We start from the raw sequence: 22258 nt of genomic DNA on the forward strand, positions 1-22258 counted from the left end.
CACTGAGGAACGACCCGGCACTTTCCGACGCCATCGTTCTCTGCCACCTCCAGGGTCCCTCCCTGAAACGTATCGTCGCCTATCTGCGCCCGCGCGCGGAAATTGCGCTTAGCGATCCGGCTTTCGCACAAGAGGTCATGTCGAGGCTGCGCACCACACCTCCGATCTACATGATTCCGAGTGCGACCGTCGTGGTCGATGCATTCCCGCTCACCCCGGCCGGCAAGGTCGACCGCGCGAGCCTCCGCCCACCGCCGGTCGGGGCCGCTCGGCCCGATGCGGAAGCCGTGGCAAGCACGCAAGCGGAAACGCTACTGACGCAGCTCTGGAGCGAGGCGTTGGGTGCCGAAGGGATCGATCTCGACAGAAACTTCTTCGATCTCGGTGGCACCTCTCTCCAGCTTCTGCAGGTGCATGCGGGCCTGGAAGCAAGGCTCGGGCACGCCGTGGATGTCGTCGCACTGTTCAAGCATTCGACCATCCGCGAGCTTGCCCGCCATATCGAGGGGAAATCCCAGAACACCGCGCGATCCATCGCCGCTGCCCAGCGGGCGGCACTTCAGAGGAAAACCATGTCCCAGTTCCGAAGGAGCGCTTCATGACGGGAATTCACGAAACCGCCCACGCCGATCTCGATCGAATTGATATCGAGGACGATCAGGGTCCGGGCGGCATCGCGATCGTCGGCATGTCCGGGCGCTTCCCGGGCGCACCCTGCCGTGGAAGCGCTTTGGGAGCTCGTCCGTGACGGCCGGAATGCCTTTTCGATATTCGCGCCGGACGAAATCGAAGATTGCTTCACCGACGAAGAACGCGCCGCCGCAAATTATGTCGCTGCCCGCCCGCATCTTCCGGACGTGGACATGTTCGACGCCGAATTCTTCGGCATGTTTGCACGTGAGGCAGCACTCACCGATCCGCAGCATCGCGTCTTCCTGGAAATCTGCTGGGAAGCGCTCGAAAACGGCGGCTACGATCCGCATCGCTATGCGGGCATGATCGGCGTCTTTGCCGGCTCGTCGATGCCGACCTATCTGATCAACAACGTCCTTGGCGATCGTGCCAAGGCGGAGGAATTTGTCTCCAATTATCAGATCGGCTGTTTTCAGCAGCTGGTAGGAGCGCTCAACGACGCGCTCGCAACTCGTATTGCCTACAAGTTCGATCTGCGTGGCCCCGCCTTCACGCTGCAATCGGCCTGCTCGACCTCGCTGCTTGCCGTGTCGCAGGCCTGCCAGAACCTACAGACCTATGCTTGCGACATGGCGCTCGCTGGCGGCGTGTCCATCACGCTGCCGCAAAAACGGGGATATATCTACCAGGAAGGCGGCATGGCTTCGGCCGACGGCACCTGCCGGCCGTTCGATGCGAACGCGGATGGAACCGTCTTTGCAAGCGGCGCAGGCGTCGTACTCCTGAAGAGGCTGGAAGACGCGCGAAGGGACCGCGATCGCATCTTCGCAGTCATCCGCGGCTACGGCATCAACAATGATGGCTCCGACAAAGTCGGTTTCACCGCACCGAGCGTCCGCGGACAGGCCGAGGCGATCTCCGCCGCCCTGGCAAATGCAGGAGTGCCAGCCGCATCGATCGGATACGTCGAATGCCACGGGACAGCGACGCCCCTGGGCGATCCTATCGAGTTCGGCGGCCTGAAGGAGGCCTATCTCGACATTGCGGACGCGCGGGAGAGCTGTGCGCTCGGTTCAGTGAAGGGCAATGTCGGGCATATGGACTGTGCTGCAGGCGTATCCGGTCTCATCAAGACAGCGCTGATGCTTCATCGCGGCAAGATTCCGCCGATGCCCAACTACAGCCGCCCCAATCCTCGGCTCAATATCGAGGAGAGCCCCTTTTATATTCCCACCGAAATGACGGACTGGCCGGCACAGGGACATCCGCGCCGCGCAGGCGTAAGCGCCTTCGGCGTCGGCGGCACGAACGTCCACGTCATTCTCGAAGAAGCGATTGGCGAAGACCGCCAGGCATGCTCAGACGTCACCAAGCCGTACATCCTGCCGCTGTCGGCACGCAATCAGGCAGCCTTGTCGGCTATGCGCGCCAATCTCAGCGCTCACCTGAGCGAGCGCCCGGAGATTTCGCTCGCAGACGTCGCCGCAACGCTGCAGAACGGCAGATGTGAGTTCAGCCATCGCTTTGCGATATCGGCCCGAACCGTCGAAGAGGCGCGGGAAAAGCTCGGTGCGGAACGCACTGCGGATTGCATCGCCTCGGACGCCCCTCCGGTCGCGTTCATGTTTCCGGGACAAGGCGCGCAATATGTCGGCATGGGTGCTGGACTCTATGACAGCGAACCGGAATTCGCACGCTGGATCGACAGGGGCGCCGAACTCTTGAAACCTATGCTCGGCCTTGATCTTCGGATTTTCATCTGCCATTGCGGACCGGTGCCGGAGTCGATGGCTGACGAACAGCGCAACACTCGCATCGCGCAGCCCTGCCTCTATCTCGTCGAATATGCGCTGGCACGGCTGTGGATGAGCCGAGGCCTCAGGCCCTACGCGATGATCGGCCATAGCGTCGGCGAGTTCGTAGCGGCAACGCTTGCCAACGTGATTTCTTTCGAAGACGGACTCCGGCTTGTCGCAAGCCGCGGGCGTCTCATGCAAAGCCAGCCGCAAGGCGCGATGGTTTCGGTTCGGGCCGACGCGCAAACCGTCTCCGCTTACCTGAAAGGCGATGTCGAGATCGCCGCCGTCAATGCTCCGAAGCTGTCGGTTATCTCCGGCCCGTTTTCGGAGATCGACGAGGTTTGTTCAGCGCTCGAAGCTGGCGGCATTGCCTTCAGCCGCCTGCACACGTCGCATGCCTTCCATTCGCCGATGATGGACGAGGCGGCAGCCGCACTTTACGAGGAGACAGCCAAGGTAACCTACGGAACCGCAACGCTTCCCTATATCTCTTGCGTGACCGGAGACTGGCAGACGGCGCAACAGGGCACTTCGCCGGATTACTGGGCAAGGCACTGCCGCGACGCCGTTCATTTCGCCGCTGGCCTCGCAAAGCTTTGCGACGGGAAGAAACCCATACTCCTGGAGGTTGGTCCAGGGCGGACGCTCTCCGTATTTGCTTCGCAGACCGTTGCACGGGACAATCTGAATACCGTGATCCAGTCGCTGCCCGAACACGATCGCGCGCCCGAAGCTGCCGATGTCTTCGCCGGCGCCCAAGGCAGATTGTGGATGGCTGGCTGCGTCCTCGAATGGCCAGAACTGCCCAACGGCGCAACGGCACACCTTGATCTGCCGGTCTACCCGTTCCAGCGCCAGCGTCACTGGATCGATGCGCCTCCATCGGCGCGCCGCAATGCAGGCTCTTACGCGCTGCCTCGCTCAGAGCTGCAAATCGTGGTCGAACCTTCCGCTGCGATCCAAGTGCCGGCAACTGTCAGCGTCGCTCCAACGAGCGCCCCCTCTTCCGCCGATCGTATCCCTGCGCTTGAGTGCGAATTGCTGGCCACTCTCGCCGAGATGTCGGGCAATGCATTGAGGCCGGCCGACGTCGCCGCGACATTTATCGAGCTGGGCTTCGATTCCCTCTTCATCGGGCAATTCGCGCAGAGGATCGAGAAGGACTACCGGGTCAAGATTTCGTTCCGCGATCTTCTGAGCAACATTCCGTCGATCGCCAACCTGGCGAAACATCTCGATGAGAAAATGCCGGAGAAAGCGCCGGCAGCATCGCCTCCTGCGGCGCATCTTCTTGCACCAGCGGCGGTTTCTGCCGCGTCGCAGATGCCTCTTGCGCCTACCCCTTCGCCGTCCGCATCGATGGGCGAAGTGCAGGCCCTCATTCAATCGCAGATTCAACTGCTCCAATCACTCTTCGCCCAGCAGCTCCAGTTGATGCAATCGTCGGCGACCTCTCCACCGGTGGCGGTGGCAGAAGGCGCCGGAGCCGTAAGCCTGGCGCAGGCGGTACTGTCAATTGCTCCGGCTCCAGCTGCTGCTGCCCCGCCCGAAACGGTAGATGCGCCGGTCACGCCCGCAGAAAGGCTGGGTTCCGTCCCGCTCACGGAAGCTCAGACGGAAATCTGGCTGGCAGCCCAGACCGGCGATGAAGCGTCCTGCTCCTTTAACCTGTCCATTTCGCTGATGCTGGACGGCGAGTTCGACAAAGCTGCCTTTTCAAAGGCACTGAGCCTTGTGACGGATCGCCATGATGCGCTTCGAATCCGCTTCAGTCGCGCTGGCGATTACTTCCGTTTCGCAGACGATTTCGCGCTGAAGGCGCCGCTGGTGGATTTGGCCGGCCGGCCCGACGGCGAAGCGCAGCTTCGGGAGATGCTCGACGAGGATGCAAGGACGCCCTTCGACCTCGTCGACGGCCCGCTTGCCCGCGCCTTCATCGCGCGTCTGGCAGTCGACAAGCATGTCTTCGTCTTCAGCGGACACCACATCATCTGCGACGGCTGGTCGATCAGCGTGCTTCTCGACGAGCTAGCGATAGCCTATGCGGCTTTCCGCAACGGCGAGACGCCGCAATTCGAGCCGGCGCTCTCCTTTGCCACCTATGCGACGAAGCTTGCGCCCACACCCGAAAAATCCGAGAAGGACGAGCAGTTCTGGCTCGATCAGTGCAAGGAGATTCCGGAACTGCCGGAACTGCCGTTGGACCGGACGCGGCGCGAACATCGCAACTTCGCCAGTGGCACCTGCACGGGCTACATCGAGGGCGATGTCTACAAGGCGCTGAAAAAAGCTGGAGCGCAGTCCGGCGCAACGCTGTTTTCAACCTTGCTGGCAATGCTGCAGGTCGTCGTCTCCCGGCTTTCCAGGCAGGAGGACATCGTGATTGCGGTTCCTGCAGCCGGTCAGAACCTGATCGGAGAAGCGATCCTTTTCGGCCATTGCGTCAATCTCCTGCCAATCCGCCAGAACGTCGCATCACAGACATCCTTCGGCGAGCATCTGAGGGCAACGCAGCGGCTTGTTCTGCAGGCGGTGGAGCATCAGTCCTGCACCTATGGCACGCTCGTGCGCAAACTCGGCGTAAAGCGGGATTCGCGCCGCCTGCCATTGACAGAAATCCAGTTCAATCTGGACCACACCGCAGCAGATCAGCCCTTCGGGAACCTGACGGCAAACATGGCCAACAACGTGAAGGGCTTTTCCAACTTCGACATGTTCTTCTGCGCGTTCGAAGAAGAAAACGCCGTCCGCATCGATGTCGAATACAATGCGGAGGTCTTCGACCGATCGACAATCGAGCGCTGGATCCAGCATTTCGCAACGCTCGCCGAAGCCCTGTCCAGGAACATCGACGTCGAGATCTCGAGGCTGCCGTTATTGAGCGACGACGAACGCGGCTGGCTGATCGCCGGCTTGAACGACACGGCGGCAAACTATCCGCGCGATGAGGACGTGGTCTCCCTCTTCGCCCGCAAGGCGTCGAAGCAGCCCGATGCGGTTGCAGCCGAACATGGCGGCCACTCCATCACTTACGGCAGGCTGGAAGCCCGCTCCAATCAGTTTGCCCGGTATATTCAAGAGGCGATTCCCGAGCCCGGCCAGCGCATCGCACTGCTCGTCGACCGGTCGCTAGAGATGGTCGTGGCGCTGCTGGCGATCATGAAGGCCGGGCACACCTACGTGCCCATGGATCTTTCCCATCCTGAAGAGCGCCTTTGCCAGACCCTCGACGTCGCGCGCGTCGGCGGCCTGATATGCGACAGCGATGCCATGGCGTCGCTCGCCCCCGCAGACATTCCCGTTATTCGCATCGACGAGGAAGCAAAGGCGATAGGCCGAATGACCAGCACTGCGCTTGACGCTCTGCCGCCCAATTCCGCTGCCCCTGCATATGTCATCTTTACCTCCGGCTCGACCGGGGCACCCAAGGGCGTCGAAGTGTCCCATCGGGCGCTGACGAACTTCCTCCTCTCCATGGCGAAGGAGCCCGGTTTCACCGATCGGGATACGATCCTTGCGGTGACGACGATCTCGTTCGACATCGCCGGGCTCGAGCTCTACCTGCCGCTCGTTACCGGTGGGAAGATGGTGATTGCCGACCGGCAGCAGGTGCAGGATGGCTTCGCCATTGTCGATCTCGTGGAAAAGAGCGGTGCGACCGTGCTTCAGGCGACCCCAACGCTCTGGCAGATGCTTGTCGAGGCCGGCCTAGAGGACAAACCGCACCTCAAGATGCTGTGCGGCGGAGAGCCTATGCCGAAAGAACTGGCCAAATCCCTGCTGAAAATCGGCGGCGAGCTCTGGAACATGTACGGCCCGACGGAGACGACGGTCTGGTCGTCCGTCGCGCGCATTACCGACGCGGAGGCACCGATCACCATCGGCCATCCGATTGCCAATACCCAGCTTTACATCGTCGACCGCAACAACGACATCGCGCCCATCGGCGTCACCGGCGAGCTGTGCATTGGCGGCGACGGCCTGGCGAACGGCTACTTCGACCGGCTGGATCTGACCGAGAAGGCCTTCGTTCCGATCTCCTTCGGCCCGAACCAGCCAACGCGGCTCTATCGGACCGGCGATGTCGGACGCCGCCTTGCGAACGGTTCGCTGCAACTGCTCGGACGCCGAGACCAGCAGATCAAGCTCCGCGGCTTCCGTATCGAACTCGGCGATATCGAAGCCGTCGTTTCGAAGGCTCCCGGCGTGCGCCAATGCGCGGTCGTCGCTGCGGAGAAAAAGAGTGACGGCAAATTGCTCGTTGGATACATCGTACCGGAAGCAGGCGCCGAGCCGAGCGCAACCGAGCTCTCGGACTTTGTCACGGCGAAGCTGCCCCGCTACATGGTGCCGACCTACTGGGTGACCGTCAGCGAATTGCCGCAGACAGGCAATGGCAAGCTTGATCGCAAGACGTTGCAGCAGCGTGGAATTCCTGCCCACAGCACCGAGGTTAAAAAGACCAAACCGCGCACTCCGATGGAAGTGCAACTTGCGGCTATTTGGCAGGACATACTCGGCAGCCAGGATATCGGCGTGGACGACAATCTCTATGCGCTTGGAGCCGACTCCCTCACGATTTTCCGCATGGCAGCGCGCATGCTGGACGCCAATCTCCCGCTGGAAGCCAAGCACCTCTTGCGCTACCCGTCTATCGCGCAATTGGCCAGGTTTGCCGAACAGCAGATCCGGCGGCGAGAGAAGCTGTCCAAACGCCTGTCCTCAATATGGTGCAGCGTCTTGAACGTTGATCAACTGCGGCCTGATGACGATTTCTTTGCCGTCGGCGGCAACTCCGTTCTCGCAGCAAAACTCCTGCAAGAAGTAGAGGCGGCCTACAAGATCGTTCCAAATCCCGAAATGATTTCCAAATTTCGGACATTCCAGGATTTCACGGCAAAAATCGCCAAGACACTCGACGGCGTTGACACGGATTCGTCCCTTTGGGAATTGGTGACATGCAAGACAGGCAGCAGCGATGCTGTTGTCTATACGTTCAATCATCCATTCCTGTATTACGCGCTCGCCACCGAGATCGACGACAGCATTTCCGTTCATAACCTGAACATGTTCAGCGCTGATTTGACGAGCGCACCGGCGGATATGTCGGTGGAAGATATAGCCAGACAAGCGATCGAAGCGATGAAAATTCCGGCGGGAACCCGTCGTTTGGCCCTGGTCGGTCTGTGTGTGAACGGCATTTTGGTCATGGAGATCAGCCGGCAGTTGCGCGAAATCGGCATAGACGTACGCTGTACCGCTGCCATCGATAGCTGGTGCCCCACGTTCGTATCATCGCTGACCAAGAGCCGCCTAATGTGGTGGCAGACGGAGAGGCGCGCGAAGCGGGTCTTGCACTTCACCAGCAAGCTCGTGAGAGGGGACATTACCGCCCAGGATTACTTCAGGCACTTCAACATCTCATGGAAGCTGATGCAGCTTCTTCACGTGAAAAGTGCCGAACCTTTGGAATCGGATCGCGCCAATGCGATGGTCACTGCGTTCATGAATTCCGCAGCCGCGCAACACAATGACCCGGCGATCAGAGAAATTCATCAATTGTCCTGGTGCGCAGTCAGGCGCACAATAACCGGGCACGAAAGTTGAGGTTCGGCTGGAGCAACGCCGTCGCCGAGGACACGCCAGTGCTCGACCTGGAAGGATGGCATGAGGACTCGCTGGTAGATTCCGGCAAGGCCCTGGCAAATCTCATATCTGCGCGCCTTGGAGTCTCCTCGGACGTGTCATCAGGCGGAATAGCTCACTGAGCGCAATCCGTCAGACGTTCGTCAATTTTGGGAGCACGCGTGGATGGGAATGGCAGCACACAGACCTTTGAAAGTTGCGGTCCTGGCAAAGTCGAGGGATCGGCTCGAAGCATGGCAATTGATGGTGCTTGACCGGCTTGCTTCCGAGCCTCTTTTTGACCTTGCAAGCATCATCGTGCATCAGGCGGCACCTAAGGTTCGGGTGCCGAAGCTCTTCGCACTCGAGGCCCGCCTGGAACGCAGGTTCCTTACCCATGAGACCCCTTATCTGCCGAAATCCTTTTCGCCGGAGACCCAGCGGTTCGACGACATGGGATCGCGCGATTTAGAAATGGCGGAGAGCCAGGACATCCTTCGACGCCTCATGCAGGACCTGGAAGTGGACATCGTCATTCGTATGACGCCCTCGGGCCTGCCATCAGGCGTAAGTGATGCCTTGCCGTTCGGAGAATGGGCGTTGAGTTGCAGCGATCAGGTCTCGGACAATGTCGACTGGTTCGCCTATCGTGGCACTATTTCGAAGGCGGCATCGGTCGAGCTCTTGCTTTATAAATCCGCAGGACCGGGTGGAAGCGTTGACGTCATCGCGTCGTCCCTCTTCAATACCAAGACAAGTGCTGCGCGCGTTGCCGCCTCCATAAAGGAGCGTGGCGTGACCTTGCTTATGCGCGAATTGAGACGCCTTGCCGAAACACGGCAACTGCATGTGATCGCCCGCCGGCCCATCCCGGCAATCCCCCCGCCGTCCACTTCAGACCTTGGCCGCTACGTTGCTACGCTTGCTGGCGACCTCGCCGCACGTTGCATCAAAATGCTGAGAAAGAAGCTTCATTCCGGTTCGTCCGTTTGGGCTCTTTATACCGGCGGGGGTCACATCGAGGATTTCGACCCACACCAATCCGTTGAAATTCCGCCAACGATGAACGAGATCAAGGCGGATCCGTTCCTTTTCGAACACGAGAACGAATGTTACCTCTTCTGCGAAGCCTATGCGGATGGCCAGAAGAATGCCCACATTGCCGTCGGGCGCTTCCGCGGAGACAAGCTCGAACACCTCGGGATAGCCTTGCGTTGCGAGCACCACCTTTCCTATCCTTTTGTCTTCAGGGATGGCGAGGATATTTTCATGATGCCCGAGCGGCACCAATCGCGCCAGATCCAGATCTGGCGCTGCGTCGAATTTCCGCTGAAATGGGAATTGTACTCGACGGCGCTCGAAGGCAGGTCGGCCGCCGACAGCGTGCTGATGAGTTAGTGGAGGAAAATGGTGGCTTTTCACCAATCTGTCGGATTTCCATGACTATGAAGATCACTGCAGCGAACTCTATGTTTTCGAGGTCGACGGTCCAAAGCTCGAGCGCGTGACGCCGCATCGGCATAATCCGGTCGTCATAGACAGCACGCTCGCGCGAAATGCCGGACGCATGTTCGAACGCGGCGGCCGCCTCTATAGGCCGTCGCAGCGCAATGCCTATGGCATCTACGGATATGGACTGAACATCATGGAAATCGACGAGCTGAGCCTCGACAGCTACAGCGAGCGGTGCATACGAACGATTACGCCGGACTTCAAGAAAGGCCTGCTTGGCTGCCATCATTTTGATGAGGTGGCCAATCGTTACGTTCTGGATGCGCGCTTGACATGAAGAACAGGGCGTTTTCGTCTCGATAGTTCAGGCGGACATGCCTTCCGCCGGTCAGCGCCGCAAGCGTCCCGACAAATGGAGTTGGCATTTCGAGGTCGAACAGACTCCAATCCCCCGGCGTATTTCCGTCTGCATCCAGGCGCTCAAGGCGCGGCGGAAGACCATCGCCAACGGTGACGTCGAATGCATCCAGAGGAAACGAGAGACCGACGCCGATCGCCTTGACGAAGGCTTCTTTGCGTGTCCAGACGGAATAAAAGGCCCGACGATACTCTGCGGCCGGAAGTGCAGCGAGGGTCATTTCCTCCTTCGGCGACAGGAAACGGCTGACATTGTCTTCCTTCAGAGGCCGAACCTCTTCTATGTCTATCCCGACCTGGTAGCAGCTTGATACCGCAAAGGCCGCCATTGCGCCGCAATGGCTGAGGTTGAAATGCAACATCCTGCCGTTCGACGCTGCGATGCGCGGCTTGCCATAGGCATTGTAGCTCAGGTTGAGGCGGTTGGGCTCAATCCCGAGGTAGCTGCCGACAATTCGGCGCAGCCCCGACCGGCCTGCAATAAACCTGCGGCGATCACGCTCGTGAACAAAGCGCGCTGCCGCATCGAGCTCGCGGGCCGTCAATGGCGTTGCGAGATACGGTGCCTGCGAAGGGCTCGCCTCCTCCAGGTTCCATATCCAGATATCGATGACATCAGCGCTCAAGCCGTCACGCATTACCCCCACCCCCCTGCCGACAGTTCATAGAGAGCGATCAGGACCGCCGTTTGTCTGCCAGCCAAGCTCAGAATGGCAGCAGGCGTCACCTGCACGGAGCACCAGTTTGTCTGGTCTGCGGCCCGACAGGCAAGCTATCCAAAGTCGGTAGAGAGTTACGCTTATAGGCACCTTGGCCATGCTCCGGCCTTCGCCGTATTTTGGTAATCTTCAAAGTGCCGGCACCGATGGAGTAGTATTTAATGAGTTCGCGTGAGCCATCGTCGCTATCCAGCCGGACGGCAAAAGCCGGCACCTGGACGGTCGGCAGCAAGTTGGCTTCGAAGGCACTGGATTTCGTAACGCTCCTGTGTCTCGCCCGGCTGCTCGGCCCATCGGATTTTGGACTGGTGGCTATGGCGATGTCCTCGGTTCTCATAGCCGAGGCGATTTTCGAGATGCCGGTTGCCGCCGCACTCATCAGAGACCCGTCGCCAACCAAGGATATGTTCGACACAGCTCTGACGATCGGTCTGACAAGGGGTCTGATCGTTGGCATGCTGCTGTGTGCGCTCGCCTATCCGCTCGCATTGTTCTATGACGAGCCGCGGCTGACCACCCTGATCTGCGTGCTTTCGCTGGCGCCTGTCATGCGCGGACTTAAGAGCCCGAAGCTGATACTTTTTACACAGCGCTTCGATTTTCGCCCGGACTTCATCCTGGAGGCTGCGGGCAAGCTAGCCTCCTTGTGCGCTGCCGTAGCCATGGCCCTGTATACCGGAAGCTACTGGGCGATCGCGGTTGGCACGGTTGTCGGCCCGATGCTGATGATAATCGTCTCCTATATCTACGCGCCACAGCGGCCAGTTCTGTCACTCAAGGACTGGTCAATGTTTGCGCCCATTGTCGGATGGTACATGCTGTCGCAAATCCTCCAATCGGTGAACTGGCAGCTCGAAAAACTCCTCCTGCCACGCTTTATGGACCTGGTTTCCTTCGGCCGCTATTCCGTTGCAAGCGACATTACTGCCGTTCCCTATCAGTCGGTGGTCCAACCGCTCTTCAGGCCGTTTCTCGTCGCATTCTCGCAGATTCCGTCGCATGAAAAGCTCGGTGAAGCCTATCTGCGCGCCACAAGCACGATCGTCTTCCTGGTCGCGCCGGCGCTCGTGCTTCTGTCGATCCTCGCGGATGTGGTCGTCACGATATTGCTTGGGCCCTCCTGGCATGGTGCCGCCTTCATCCTCACATGCCTGCCGCTGATCGCCATCATCAGCCTTCCCACGGCACTCGTGAATTCCATTTGCTTCCTGGCCGACAAGATGCATCTGATCGTCGTCAAGAACGTCATCGAGCTTTGCACCAAATTGATGCTGATCTGCGCGCTCGGATATGCTTACGGGCTGTATGGCATACTGGCCGGACAGGCGATCGCCGCCGCGATAAGCCTCACCACTTCGCTTGCCATCGTCCGTGCATCGATCGGCCTGAGCCTTGCCCGGCAAGCCAAGGAAGGGGTCAAATATTTCGCTCCGATCTTGCTGATGGCGCTCTGCCTGGTGCCGGGAATCTATCTCGGCGACTCCGCTGACCATCCTCTGCGGCAGTTGTGGCTATCGATTGCAACGGCTGCCGCTGCAGCGCTTGTCTATCTTGGCAGCATGTTTTTCATGGCCCGCATGCCTTCGTCCGAAGGACTGCATGAATACGACTTCGTCATGCAATATCTGAGAAAGAGGTTCAGGCCGGCCATTTAATGGATGCAGTTCGGCCTGTTCATAATCTATCGGTTTGCCTGATCGAAGGCGCAAGCCGCTGTCAAAATATAGCCTCTGCTGCCCTTATGTTTCAGGCTATAAAACCGATCGGAAAGCCAAGTAGACTTGCGAGATACAGGAGAATCGCCATAAAAGGGGCACCAACCGGACGCATAATTGGCATGTCGATTGACATTCATGCTTGCTGTTGTCTTCGTCGAAGCGACGAACGTTTTGCGGGCAGTTCAGTTTGAAGTTGCGCGAAGCAAGGCGTCTAAGCCCAACCAGTTTCGAAACCAAGGGGTCTTGGTGTTGAAACGTCGGCAGGAGGCCGGACGGATGCATTCAAAAGTCCCTTTCGAACACACGCGTTATCCCACCGCAAAATTCGTTCTGCGGTGGGCGGCTATTCTCTTTTGCCTGGTGATATGGGGCGCCGTGATGGCCTTATTCATCTGGTAGATTCGTTGCGCGCGAAAAGAACGATGCCGATCGTTTTCCAGATAATCTTCAAGTCAGCCGACATCGAGCAGCTGTGATAATAGTCCACGTCGAACTGCACCCGTTCATCATAGGTCGTGTCCTTGTTCCGGTGCACCTGCCATAGACCGGTAAGGCCCGGCGTCATGGCGAGATAGTAATGGATCCGACGGCCGTAACGCTCCATTTCATCGGCCACGATCGGCCGCGGCCCGACAAGGCTCATATCGCCGCAAAAGACGTTCCAGAGCTGCGGCAGCTCGTCGAGACTCGTCATCCGGAGATATTTTCCAAGCCAATGGACGCGCGGGTCGTTGACCAGCTTCTGGGTTTCATTCCATTCGGCGCGCCGCACGGGATCGGTGGCGAGAATGCTGGCCAGCCGCGCATCGGCGTCCTTCCGCATCGAGCGGAATTTCAGGCATGGGAATGAACGGCCGTAGCGGCCGACACGCTCGTGTCGGAATATGAGCGGCCGCCCATCAACCAGCAGCAGGGCCACCGCGATAAGCGCAAAAAAAGGCAGAAAGAAAACCAGCGCCGATCCGGAAATCAGGATGTCCCCGGCACGCTTCAGGCGATAATCTCTCGACGTCGGCCGTCGTAGCCGAGCCGATTGCCCGTCCTGAGCAACGCCATCAAAGAACGATAGCATTTTGAAACCCCGTTTGTATCTCAACCCACAGTTAAGGTTGGCAGTGTCGGCCAGAATAGACAATTGACCAGAACGGCTAAGCCTTAGTCAGATAGAAGTAGGCCCCGAATACCGATGGCCGGACCATTGATTGGTTCACCTCTTAAAACTGTCGATACACGAGAGGACACAACCGCTTTCAATAAGGGTATCTGCTTGATGCCGTTCAATTAAATGAACGGGTGGCGGTAGGCGGCGGGTCGATTGCCGGATCGTTCAGGTAGCCGGCCGGCAACGCCAGCCAAGCTCGTTCGCGCCAAGATCCGGCCGTAGAGAGCGATCAGTGCTTCGCCCCAGGTTTCCGGCGAATGGGCAAGCCCAGGCGCCTTGCTGAGGCCGTTCAAGCTCATGGAGCGTACCAGCGCATCATCGGCTGCGAGCCGTCGCATCGCCGTCGCCAGCGATCCGATATTCCCCGTCCTGAATGTCAGCGCACAACCGAATTCCTCAAGCTCGTTTCCCAACAAGGCGGCGTCCGGCACAATGACGGGAATTCCGCTTCCGATCGCTTCGACGGCTGCAAGCGCGAATGGTTCCGGCACGCGCGACGACACGACGATGGCGCGCGCATTGCGCAGGAGTTCGTGCATCTCCCCTTTCGCTTTCCAGCCGTGGATGACGACTTCAGGATAGTCGCGTTCCAATATCGACCGTCCTGCGCCATCGCCAACGATCTGGAGCCTCACATTGGCAAGCCGCGCCGCCCGCGCGGCATCCTCGAACCCTTTTTCCGGCTCGAGCCTTCCCACGAAGAAGAAATCCCGCATCGTCCAGGGTTCAGCCCCTCTGCGCAGAAACGGCTCCACCGGATTGCGAATGGTCTCGATATGATCGGTGCAGATGCCGGCGCGCTCGAAATATTCACGCATCCGCTGATGCACGATGACGATATTGGCCGGGAGCTCGTCCGTCGGATAGAGCCGCTCACGCAGCAAGTGGCGTGCAGAACGCCAGATCTTCTCGTGATAGCCGCGTTTGTCGCATTGCGTCATCATGCACGGCACCGACATCGGCGTAAGCGTGCAGACGGTGTTTTTCCGGTAGTTCGCAAAGCCGCCGTTTGGGCAGCACAGGAAATAATCGTGCGCATGCAGAACCACGCGCTGGCGGACGGACCACAAGGCCTGGAAGATGGAAGGCGAAAGGATCTTCGACCAGCCATGAACGTGATAGATGGTCGAGGCCGTGTCGGCACTATCGATGACCTCGCGCACGGCCTCGAGCGCCTGCCTGTTGTAAAGCCCGTTGATCGAGGCTGCGATCCGCCCCTGGGCGGTCAGCGGTGCGCCGCCGAGATTGATGGTGTCGTCCGCCGGCAGCTCGCTTCCGGCCGCGTCGCCCGCCAGATAGGTTACGGGAATGCCGGCGCGTTTGAGCAAATTCGCCGACAGAATGGCAAGGTTGGAGGCTCCCCCGACCTTTGTCGAACGGTCATTGATGACGACAACACGATCGGGATGGCGCTGAATCACGATCCTACCCCATCGTCCTGATATTCTGCGGGGCAAGCCTGCCCATCAGAAGATGGAAAATTGCGATCGCATTGCCCTTCAGACGCCCTTTCCGGTCGACCCAGGGTTCGGGGCGCCAGGCTTTGACAAGATTGGCGGCCAGGTTCCGGCCCATTTGCGCAGCCGCCCGTCCCGAACTCAGGGTGTTCTTGCGCACGAGATAGATGGGATTGGCGATCTGCGAATATCCGAACTTGATGCCGGTCGTTCGACCGGCCTTCGTGCCGAGATGCACGCCCTGCAGATGGTCGGCGCAAATGACTTCGCCATATCGCGCCATCATGCGGCTGAAGTCGACATCTTCAAGCCAGCCGTAAAACGGCAGATTCTCGTCGAACCGGACGCCTGAAGCCACGATCGCCGAAACACGGACAGCCATGTTGCAGCCATAGGCGTTATAGATCGGCTTGAAGGATTTCTCCCGTTTCTGCGGGCGGCGAACCTTCTGCACGAGTTTCAGGCCGTCGCAGACCGAGATCCCCGCCCCGGTAATCCCGTCGGCGATGACCGTGCCCGTCGACATGACGATATCGCGCCGGCTGCGAAACAGCAGCTCAGTGTCCTCGATATAAGTGGGCGTCATCAGGAAATCGTCGTCGAGGAAGAGCACCACATCCGCATCGACGATGCTGTCAAGAATTGTATTGCGCTGAAGGCAAAGTCCGCGCTCTGAAACCAGTACCCTGACCGGGCATGCGAGCGAGGAAAGGCTCGTTCGCTCGACATCCTCAAGCGAGGGCACGCAGATGACGACCTCCTCGGGCTGACGCGTCTGGTGCGATATATGGGGAAGCACGGCAGAAAGGATTTCGCGCCTGCCCGAACTCGCGATGCCGACAGCCACCTTGAGCGGGCGCCCGCGCGGCTTGTCATTGAGGGCCAGATGGGGAGCGGCCGGCTTTACGGCAGGTTCGTTCGGCCGCGACGAAGCAGGCTTTCCCGGTGAACGCTTCGTGCTGCCGCTGCGATTGGCGATGATCCCGAGCAGGTTCACCCGCGACGTGCCGAAGCTCGCAAGCGCGGCCGACAGCCGCTCGATGGTCATTTTCTTCGGCTTGCCGACGACAATGGCGACGCCATCCAGATAGTTGAAGATATGCCGGGTATCCGCCGAGCCCTCGAATGCCGCAAGATCGACGATGACGACGCCGTAGTTCTGGCGGAGCAGCTCAATTTCCGTCTTGAGCGCGGCAAGATGACCGAATATCTGGTGGCATGCGGCAGACCGCCTTGTCTCCTCGACGGTCAGCACGGGAACCAGCGCGGAGGCTTCAGCATGCTCATCGTCCTTGTTTCTCCTGCTCCTGCGGCCGTGCTCATCGTGACCCGCCACGACATGTTCGGCAGCTTGCGGCTCATGCGTGCCGACATGATCCATCCGCAGCAAGCCGAGCCCGAAGTCCTCCCCGGCGGCACCGACCACTTTGCTCAGGAAGCCTTTTTGGAAATCGGCATCGACGAGGACGACCGGCGTGCCTTCATTCTGGTAGAGCTGCGCGAGGTTCGCCGCAACCGTCGTCTTTCCCTCGCCGCTGCCGACCGACGTGATGCCGATAACCATTGGCGAATTGGGGCGGAATGCCGAACCAATGGAGTTTTTCACGCCTCGCAAGGCTTCGGTGAAATCGGAATAGGGCGCATCGAGCACACCCCGCAGCGACATCGCGGCCTGCAGGTTTGCCGCCTTCGCCCCGGCGGGCAAAACTGCCGTTGCGCCCTGAAGAGGCAGGCTTCCGAGCGACGTTATACCGAGTTCCTGCCGCAGCCTGGAGTTCAAGTGAATCCCCTTGCCCCTTCCATCAAAAAGCACCGCGAGCAGGAGACCACCGGCCAGGCCCATCAGCGTGGTGAAGGGCAGGATGATGGAGGGTTTCGGCGAGCTCTTCGTCAGCGGCGCGGACGCGGCCGTCACGATACGGGCATCTCCGAGCGGGAAAGACTGCTTCTGCAACGTGCCGGTCAGTTGTTGGAGAATTCCTTCATAGATGCGGCGATAGGTCGTCGCACGGCTTTCCATTTCGGTGAGTTTCACACGCGCCAGGTTTTTGTCCGTGCCGGTAGCAGTCAGCGCCGCCATCTGGTCATTGAGGAGGCGTTCGCGAGTTTGCGCGACCTGCAGGTTCGTTTTGTATACTTCCTGGATGCGGACCAGTTCGTTCCTGATATCGCCGGTTAGCCGTGCAACTTCCTCTTTGGCGGTCGCGATCGCGGGATTGCCGGGATCGTAGCGGCTTATCAGATTGTTCAGCCTCGACGTAGCAAGGCTGACGTCCTCCTGGAGTTTCTGTATGCGGGGGTTGTCGATCGTCTCCTGAACGCTGCCGCCAACCGCTTCCCCCGCCATCAGCCGATTGAGGGTATCGAGCTTGGCGGACGCGGCAGCTGTCTCGGCGCTTGCGGACATGGCTTGGCTGCTGATTTCGGACAGTTGCTGCTGGTCCAGGGACGATGTGGTGCCGAGGTCCATGATGCCGTTCATGGCCCGGAATTCTTCTGCATCCAATGCCGCCTGCCGGGCTTGCTTCTCCACGTCGATCAACCGGGTTTCCAGCCAGTTCGCCCCGCTTTGCGCTGCTGCGGCGCGCGCGGAGACGCCCGAATCCATATAAGCTTGCGCAAGCGCGTTCGCGACGCGAGCCGCCTTTTGCGGATCGGTAGATTTGTAGCCGATTTCGAGGATATAGGATTGCCCTACCCGGACGACCGAGACCCGCGACAGGAACGACGCCATCGTCCTGCGCATGCGTATCTCCTCGTCCGACGCCTCCTGGCCGGGTGCGGCGGGTGCAGCCGCTTCGCCGATCATCGACTGCAGCCAGTCCTTGACGATCGACCGCCACGACGCATTGTCCTGGATTTCCGGATCCTCGGAGAGATTAAGTTTGTTGATGACTGCTTTGGCGATCGGCTCCGACTGGATGATCTCCACCTGACTGGCGATTTCAGCCGCCTCGATGATGATCGTTCCAGTGAAAGCATCCTGGGATGCGATCCGGCCCTGCTCGGGATCCATGACGAGGCGGGCAGCCGCGAAGAAGAGCGGCGGCTGGGTGGCGACATAAGCACCGCCCGCGGCAGCGCCTACCGCCGTGAAGAAGGCAAGTGTTAAGGTGTGGCGCCGCAGAAAGCGCCATATGTCGCCGAACGATATGTTTTCCGTGTCAGCTGATTGCTTCTTGCCGAACTGATCGCCGGGGATAAGCTTGCCGATGTCGTGAACAACCATATTGTTTTGCCCGATCCTCGAATTCATGTGATTTACTGCACCCGCGGCGGAGGATTGGCGGACGAAAGCATCGAGCCGTCCAGGTTCTTGGAGACATTGTAGCGAACGTCCAGAACATCCCCCGGCTCAAGCTCAGCGCTATCCGGAACCGGTGCAGAAGTGCCCGAGTCACCGCCGCGGGTCAGCCAATATTCAAGCGGTTGCACGTCGACGGCCTGGAGGCTTTCATAGCGTGCAACGGATGCGCCTGCGGCCTGCAGCAGTTGAATGGTCGTGGAGCGCTTTAACCGCACGTCTTCCAGCTCCGCTTCTGTTACCTGCAGTTCCTGCCCCACCTCTGTCTTGCGCTGGCCCTTCAGGTTGAGTGCTTCGCGTTCGGTTTCGTTCAGCTTCTGCTTGGCCTGCATGGACGCGACGACCAGATCGAGCTTGTCGCTCTGCATATCGGCGACGATGCGTTCGAGGGATGTCTTGCGGGAGGTGGTCAGGATCTTGGTGTCAACGAGTTTTGCGATGTCGACAAGCTCATCCTGGGCGATCTGCACTTGCCTTTCCTGCGCCACCATCTTCTCGTCGAGCACAGTGATCTCGCTTCGCAAGAGCTTCATGAGATCTGCTGCCGATTCCAGCTGGTGCCGCAAGGCGTCGGCTCTTGCCGTGAAGAGAGCGCTTTCGCTTTTCAGTATCTGGCTCACGACCGAACCTTCAGGGGCGCCGGTCAGTTCCGGAGGAAAATCCACCGAAGGCTTGTCGTTCAGCTCGGCGATCAGCCTGGCGCGGCGGGCCATGAGCTGTTTTGCCTGAAGCTCGAGGCGGCTGAATTCCCCGGCGTAACGAATCTGCTCGGCGTCGGCATATTCGCCGGAGCGGTCGTTACGGCGTTCCCGTCCGCCAGCCAGGGCAAGCGCCTGCTTGACGGTCAGTCCTGGCCGGAATTCGAACTCGTTCGGCCGTTCGACGGCACCCGTGACATAGACCATCGGATATTTGGCGATCTCAACCGAGGCGATGGGAGCGGTGGCAAGCCCCGTCAGTTTCTTGATCCTCTCACCGATCAGGAGCGCCGTTTCTTCCGTCGTCTTGCCGAGAACGGCAATCTCGCCGACCATCGGCATCGAGATATCGCCGCGCTGAGACACGGCAAATTCGCCGTTGAGAGCGGTCCATTCCTTGTACTCGCCCGTTGAAGTCACCCATTCCACGACCGAGACCTTCATCCTCGTCTGCGCTCTGATGCGGTAGCTGTCGTCTGCTGCATGGACGGCTTGTCCGGTGAACGCGGTGCCAATGAGCCCTGCCGCCATGATGAAGCGGAGGACACGACGGGCGCCGGGCAATGCGGTTCTTGAATTGCGTACGGCAGCAATGGGCATGGCGCGACTTGTTCTCCTCGTGATTCTGCAGCGGGCAAACCGCCGAATTCCGATGATGCGCCTAATGCAATTCGAGTAAATCCACCGTGACGCAGCCTTCTTTAGTCCAATCTGAGGAAGACGGAGTAGAAAACCACCGGCCGCTTCCCCCAGTTGCGGTATCTCTGGCCAAGTGCCCGCTCCACATAGGTCTTTCGGCCGTCGCTCTACACCGTATTAGGGCCGTTGCAGGCCAATCTAGGCTCTGTGGAATGTCCCCCGCTTCAACGATGATGGTCCGACTGGTTGGCGAGGGAGACATCATGCGTGTCGCGATTGTTCATTACTGGCTGGTTTCGATGCGCGGCGGCGAGAAGGTCGTGGAGGCCCTCTGCGACATGTTCCCAGACGCCGACATCTTCACCCTCGTTTACGATGAAAGCCGTGTCTCCGAAAAAATAAGGGGACATGTCGTCAAGACGTCATTTCTGCAGCGCCTGCCGGGTGCCATCAGGCATTATCAGTCGCTACTTCCGCTGATGCCCTTCGCGCTCGAAAGCCTCGACCTCAGCGGATACGACCTGATCATCTCAAGCGAATCCGGCCCCGCCAAAGGCATCATTGCTCCCCCGCATTCGACACATGTCTGCTACTGCCATTCGCCGATGCGCTATATCTGGGACCACTATCACGTCTATCGTTCGCATGCCGGCCTCGCTTCCAGAATAATGCTTCCGGTGATCGCTCCGCTTCTGCGGTCCTGGGATGTCAGCACCAGCATGCGCGTCGACCGTTTCGTCGCGAATTCGCACCATGTAAAAGCGCGCATCGGCAAGTATTACGGACGCTCCGCCACGGTCGTCTATCCGCCGGTAGCAGTCGAGGACTATGCGCCGTCCGATACCATCGAGGACTTTTATCTTTGCGCCGGGCAGCTCGTCTCCTACAAGCGGGTCGATCTCGCCGTGAGGGCCTTTTCCAAGATGGGACGCAACCTCGTCGTCATCGGCGAAGGCAAAGAGCTTGCCATGTTGAAGTCGATCGCGGGGCCGACCGTGAAATTCCTGGGGCGGGTGCCCTTTCCCGTTCTCAAGGAAAAACTGGCCCGATGCCGCGCCCTAATCTTCCCCGGAGAGGAGGATTTCGGCCTTGTCCCAGTGGAAGCCATGGCGAGCGGCCGGCCGGTCATCGCTTTCGGCAGTGGCGGAGCGCTTGAAACGGTCGTGCCGGGAGAAACAGGCCTCCTCTTCTATGAGCAGAACGTTGAAGCCATCGTCGACGCAGTGCGGTCGTTCGAAGAACACGCCGAGGATTTCGATCCCGAAACCATTCGCACGCACGCAGCGCGGTTCAGCACCAGGAATTTCAGGTTCGGCATGGACTCGATCATCCAGGAGGAACTTCGGGCGAGAAGAACGAGCGCGCTTGCTGCGACCTCCCATGCTGAGACCCGCCGGTTTCCTCTGGACAGCGTTTTCCCCGTCCCCCCGCCTGGAACGGATATCGTCCACTGACGGAGCGTCCGCGCTGGCAGGGCGCGCAGCGCTTTTTCGTGCTTCACGCCGAAATCACACCTTCAGTTCGCGCCGTTCGCGCTCGGTGATCATCGCAAGATCGATCACCTTCTGCAGGTTGGCTGCGTGGCGGAAGTTGGGGTCAGGCTGCAGGCCGCTCATCACCGCTTCGGCAAAGCGCTGGTAGTTGGTCGAAACCGGAGCGGCCTCGATCTCCCTCCAGGTGGCACTCTCGACATTCTCGCCGAGGCAGCCGCGCAAATCCGAGCCTGAAGGGCGATGGTTGACCTCAAGACTTCCCCTCTCGCCGTAGATGCGAAGCTTCAGCTCGTTCAAGTGGCCCGTCGCCCAGCGGCTGGCATGCACCACGCCGAGCGCGCCGTTTGCGAAATCGAGCGACATCGTGAAGCTGTCGTTCGCATCCAGAAGATATTCGCCGATCTGGCCGCCCGGTACCTTGTTGAAGGTCTTCAACCGGGCAAAGACGTGATCGATATCGGTCGCTGCACCATAAGCGGCAAAATCGAGGATGTGGATGCCGACATCGCCGAGCACACCGGTCGACCCGTGGCCGGTCGAAAGACGCCAGAGCCAAGTCGATTCCGTGCGCCAGTCGCCCCAGGCGCGCGACACGAGCCAGCTCTGCAGATAGGATGCTTCCACATGCTTGATGGTGCCGAGCTCGCCGGCGAGTACCATCTCGCGGGCGCGCTGCAGCGGCGCGACGTTGCGGTAGGTGAGGTTCACCATGTTGACGACGCCTGCCGTTTCAGCCGCTTCCGTCATCTCCAGAGCCTTCGGATAGTTTTCCGCCAGCGGCTTCTCGCAGAGCACATGCTTGCCGGCAGCAATCAGCGCCATGGTCGTCGGGTGATGAATGCGGTCCGGCGTGACGTTCGTCGCAGCGTCGAAATCACCCCAGGCTATGGCGTCGTCCAATGTCAGGAAACGTTTTTCGATGCCGAATTCATCGGCGAAGAGCTTCAGGCGATCGGGATCGGTATCGACCGCGCCGACGACCTCGACACCATCCATGTGCGCGAAATGGCGCAACTGGTTCTTCGCCATCACGCCCGTACCAAGAACGAGTAGTCGCATGGATGCTCCCTCAGCAGTGAGCGGCTTGGAAGTCCGGGCGGTTTCGGGCCGCGCTCTTTAATCGGCTCCAGTGCCTTCCTTAC

General features: G+C 59.7%; 13 protein-coding genes. 7 read left to right on the forward strand and 6 right to left on the reverse strand.

All coding sequences use genetic code 11. The annotated features are described in order from the left end of the window. Positions 1-32: 32 nt before the first annotated feature. From ACW4PC_RS00345 to ACW4PC_RS00365, 5 genes are all read left to right on the forward strand, one after another. Complete coding sequence (locus tag ACW4PC_RS00345; RefSeq protein WP_455872581.1) at positions 33-602, forward strand: phosphopantetheine-binding protein; 570 nt, start codon at positions 33-35, stop codon at positions 600-602. Then, positions 599-748, forward strand: coding sequence for a hypothetical protein (locus ACW4PC_RS00350; RefSeq protein WP_455872486.1), 150 nt, complete (start codon positions 599-601; stop codon positions 746-748). Before ACW4PC_RS00345 ends, ACW4PC_RS00350 begins: the two co-directional genes overlap by 4 nt. Next, positions 720-8039, forward strand: a complete 7320-nt coding sequence (locus ACW4PC_RS00355; protein ID WP_455872487.1) for an amino acid adenylation domain-containing protein — start codon at positions 720-722, stop codon at positions 8037-8039. Before ACW4PC_RS00350 ends, ACW4PC_RS00355 begins: the two co-directional genes overlap by 29 nt. A gap of 210 nt (positions 8040-8249) precedes the next feature. Beyond that, positions 8250-9455, forward strand: coding sequence for a glucosamine inositolphosphorylceramide transferase family protein (locus ACW4PC_RS00360; RefSeq protein WP_455872488.1), 1206 nt, complete (start codon positions 8250-8252; stop codon positions 9453-9455). Between the two features lie 28 nt (positions 9456-9483). Next, positions 9484-9846 carry a glucosamine inositolphosphorylceramide transferase family protein gene (locus ACW4PC_RS00365; protein ID WP_455872582.1) on the forward strand — a complete coding sequence of 121 codons (363 nt, stop codon included), beginning with the start codon at positions 9484-9486 and terminating at the stop codon, positions 9844-9846. On the opposite strand, the gene ACW4PC_RS00370 is transcribed toward ACW4PC_RS00365, so the two are convergent. Next, a complete protein-coding gene (locus ACW4PC_RS00370; protein ID WP_455872489.1) occupies positions 9770-10564 on the reverse strand; it encodes a 4'-phosphopantetheinyl transferase family protein in 795 nt (264 codons plus the stop codon). The two genes, ACW4PC_RS00365 and ACW4PC_RS00370, sit on opposite strands and share 77 nt — an antisense overlap. Before the next feature lie 242 nt (positions 10565-10806). On the opposite strand from ACW4PC_RS00370, the gene ACW4PC_RS00375 reads away from it, so the two are divergent. Beyond that, positions 10807-12300, forward strand: coding sequence for an oligosaccharide flippase family protein (locus tag ACW4PC_RS00375; protein WP_455872490.1), 1494 nt, complete (start codon positions 10807-10809; stop codon positions 12298-12300). Between the two features lie 451 nt (positions 12301-12751). Here ACW4PC_RS00375 and ACW4PC_RS00380 read toward each other — a convergent pair whose 3' ends face one another. From ACW4PC_RS00380 to ACW4PC_RS00395, 4 genes are all read right to left on the reverse strand, one after another. Further along, the gene (locus tag ACW4PC_RS00380; RefSeq protein WP_455872491.1) at positions 12752-13435 is read right to left on the reverse strand and encodes a sugar transferase; all 684 of its coding nucleotides are present in this window, start codon (positions 13433-13435) and stop codon (positions 12752-12754) included. Positions 13436-13644: 209 nt separating this feature from the next. Then, positions 13645-14946 carry a glycosyltransferase family 4 protein gene (locus tag ACW4PC_RS00385; protein WP_455872492.1) on the reverse strand — a complete coding sequence of 434 codons (1302 nt, stop codon included), beginning with the start codon at positions 14944-14946 and terminating at the stop codon, positions 13645-13647. A gap of 4 nt (positions 14947-14950) precedes the next feature. Continuing rightward, positions 14951-18211 carry a nucleotide-binding protein gene (locus ACW4PC_RS00390; RefSeq protein ID WP_455872493.1) on the reverse strand — a complete coding sequence of 1087 codons (3261 nt, stop codon included), beginning with the start codon at positions 18209-18211 and terminating at the stop codon, positions 14951-14953. 32 nt (positions 18212-18243) lie between these two features. Beyond that, on the reverse strand, positions 18244-19584 hold the full coding sequence (locus ACW4PC_RS00395; protein WP_455872494.1) for a polysaccharide biosynthesis/export family protein: 1341 nt from the start codon (positions 19582-19584) through the stop codon (positions 18244-18246). Between the two features lie 302 nt (positions 19585-19886). Between ACW4PC_RS00395 and ACW4PC_RS00400 the strand changes: the two genes are divergently transcribed. Continuing rightward, the gene (locus ACW4PC_RS00400) at positions 19887-21077 is read left to right on the forward strand and encodes a glycosyltransferase (RefSeq protein WP_455872495.1); all 1191 of its coding nucleotides are present in this window, start codon (positions 19887-19889) and stop codon (positions 21075-21077) included. Between the two features lie 54 nt (positions 21078-21131). Here the strand turns inward: ACW4PC_RS00400 and ACW4PC_RS00405 are convergent, their stop codons facing one another. Next, the gene (locus tag ACW4PC_RS00405) at positions 21132-22175 is read right to left on the reverse strand and encodes a Gfo/Idh/MocA family protein (RefSeq protein ID WP_455872496.1); all 1044 of its coding nucleotides are present in this window, start codon (positions 22173-22175) and stop codon (positions 21132-21134) included. Between the last annotated feature and the right edge of the window lie 83 nt (positions 22176-22258).

The sequence above is a fragment of the Rhizobium yanglingense genome (genome assembly GCF_977109285.1).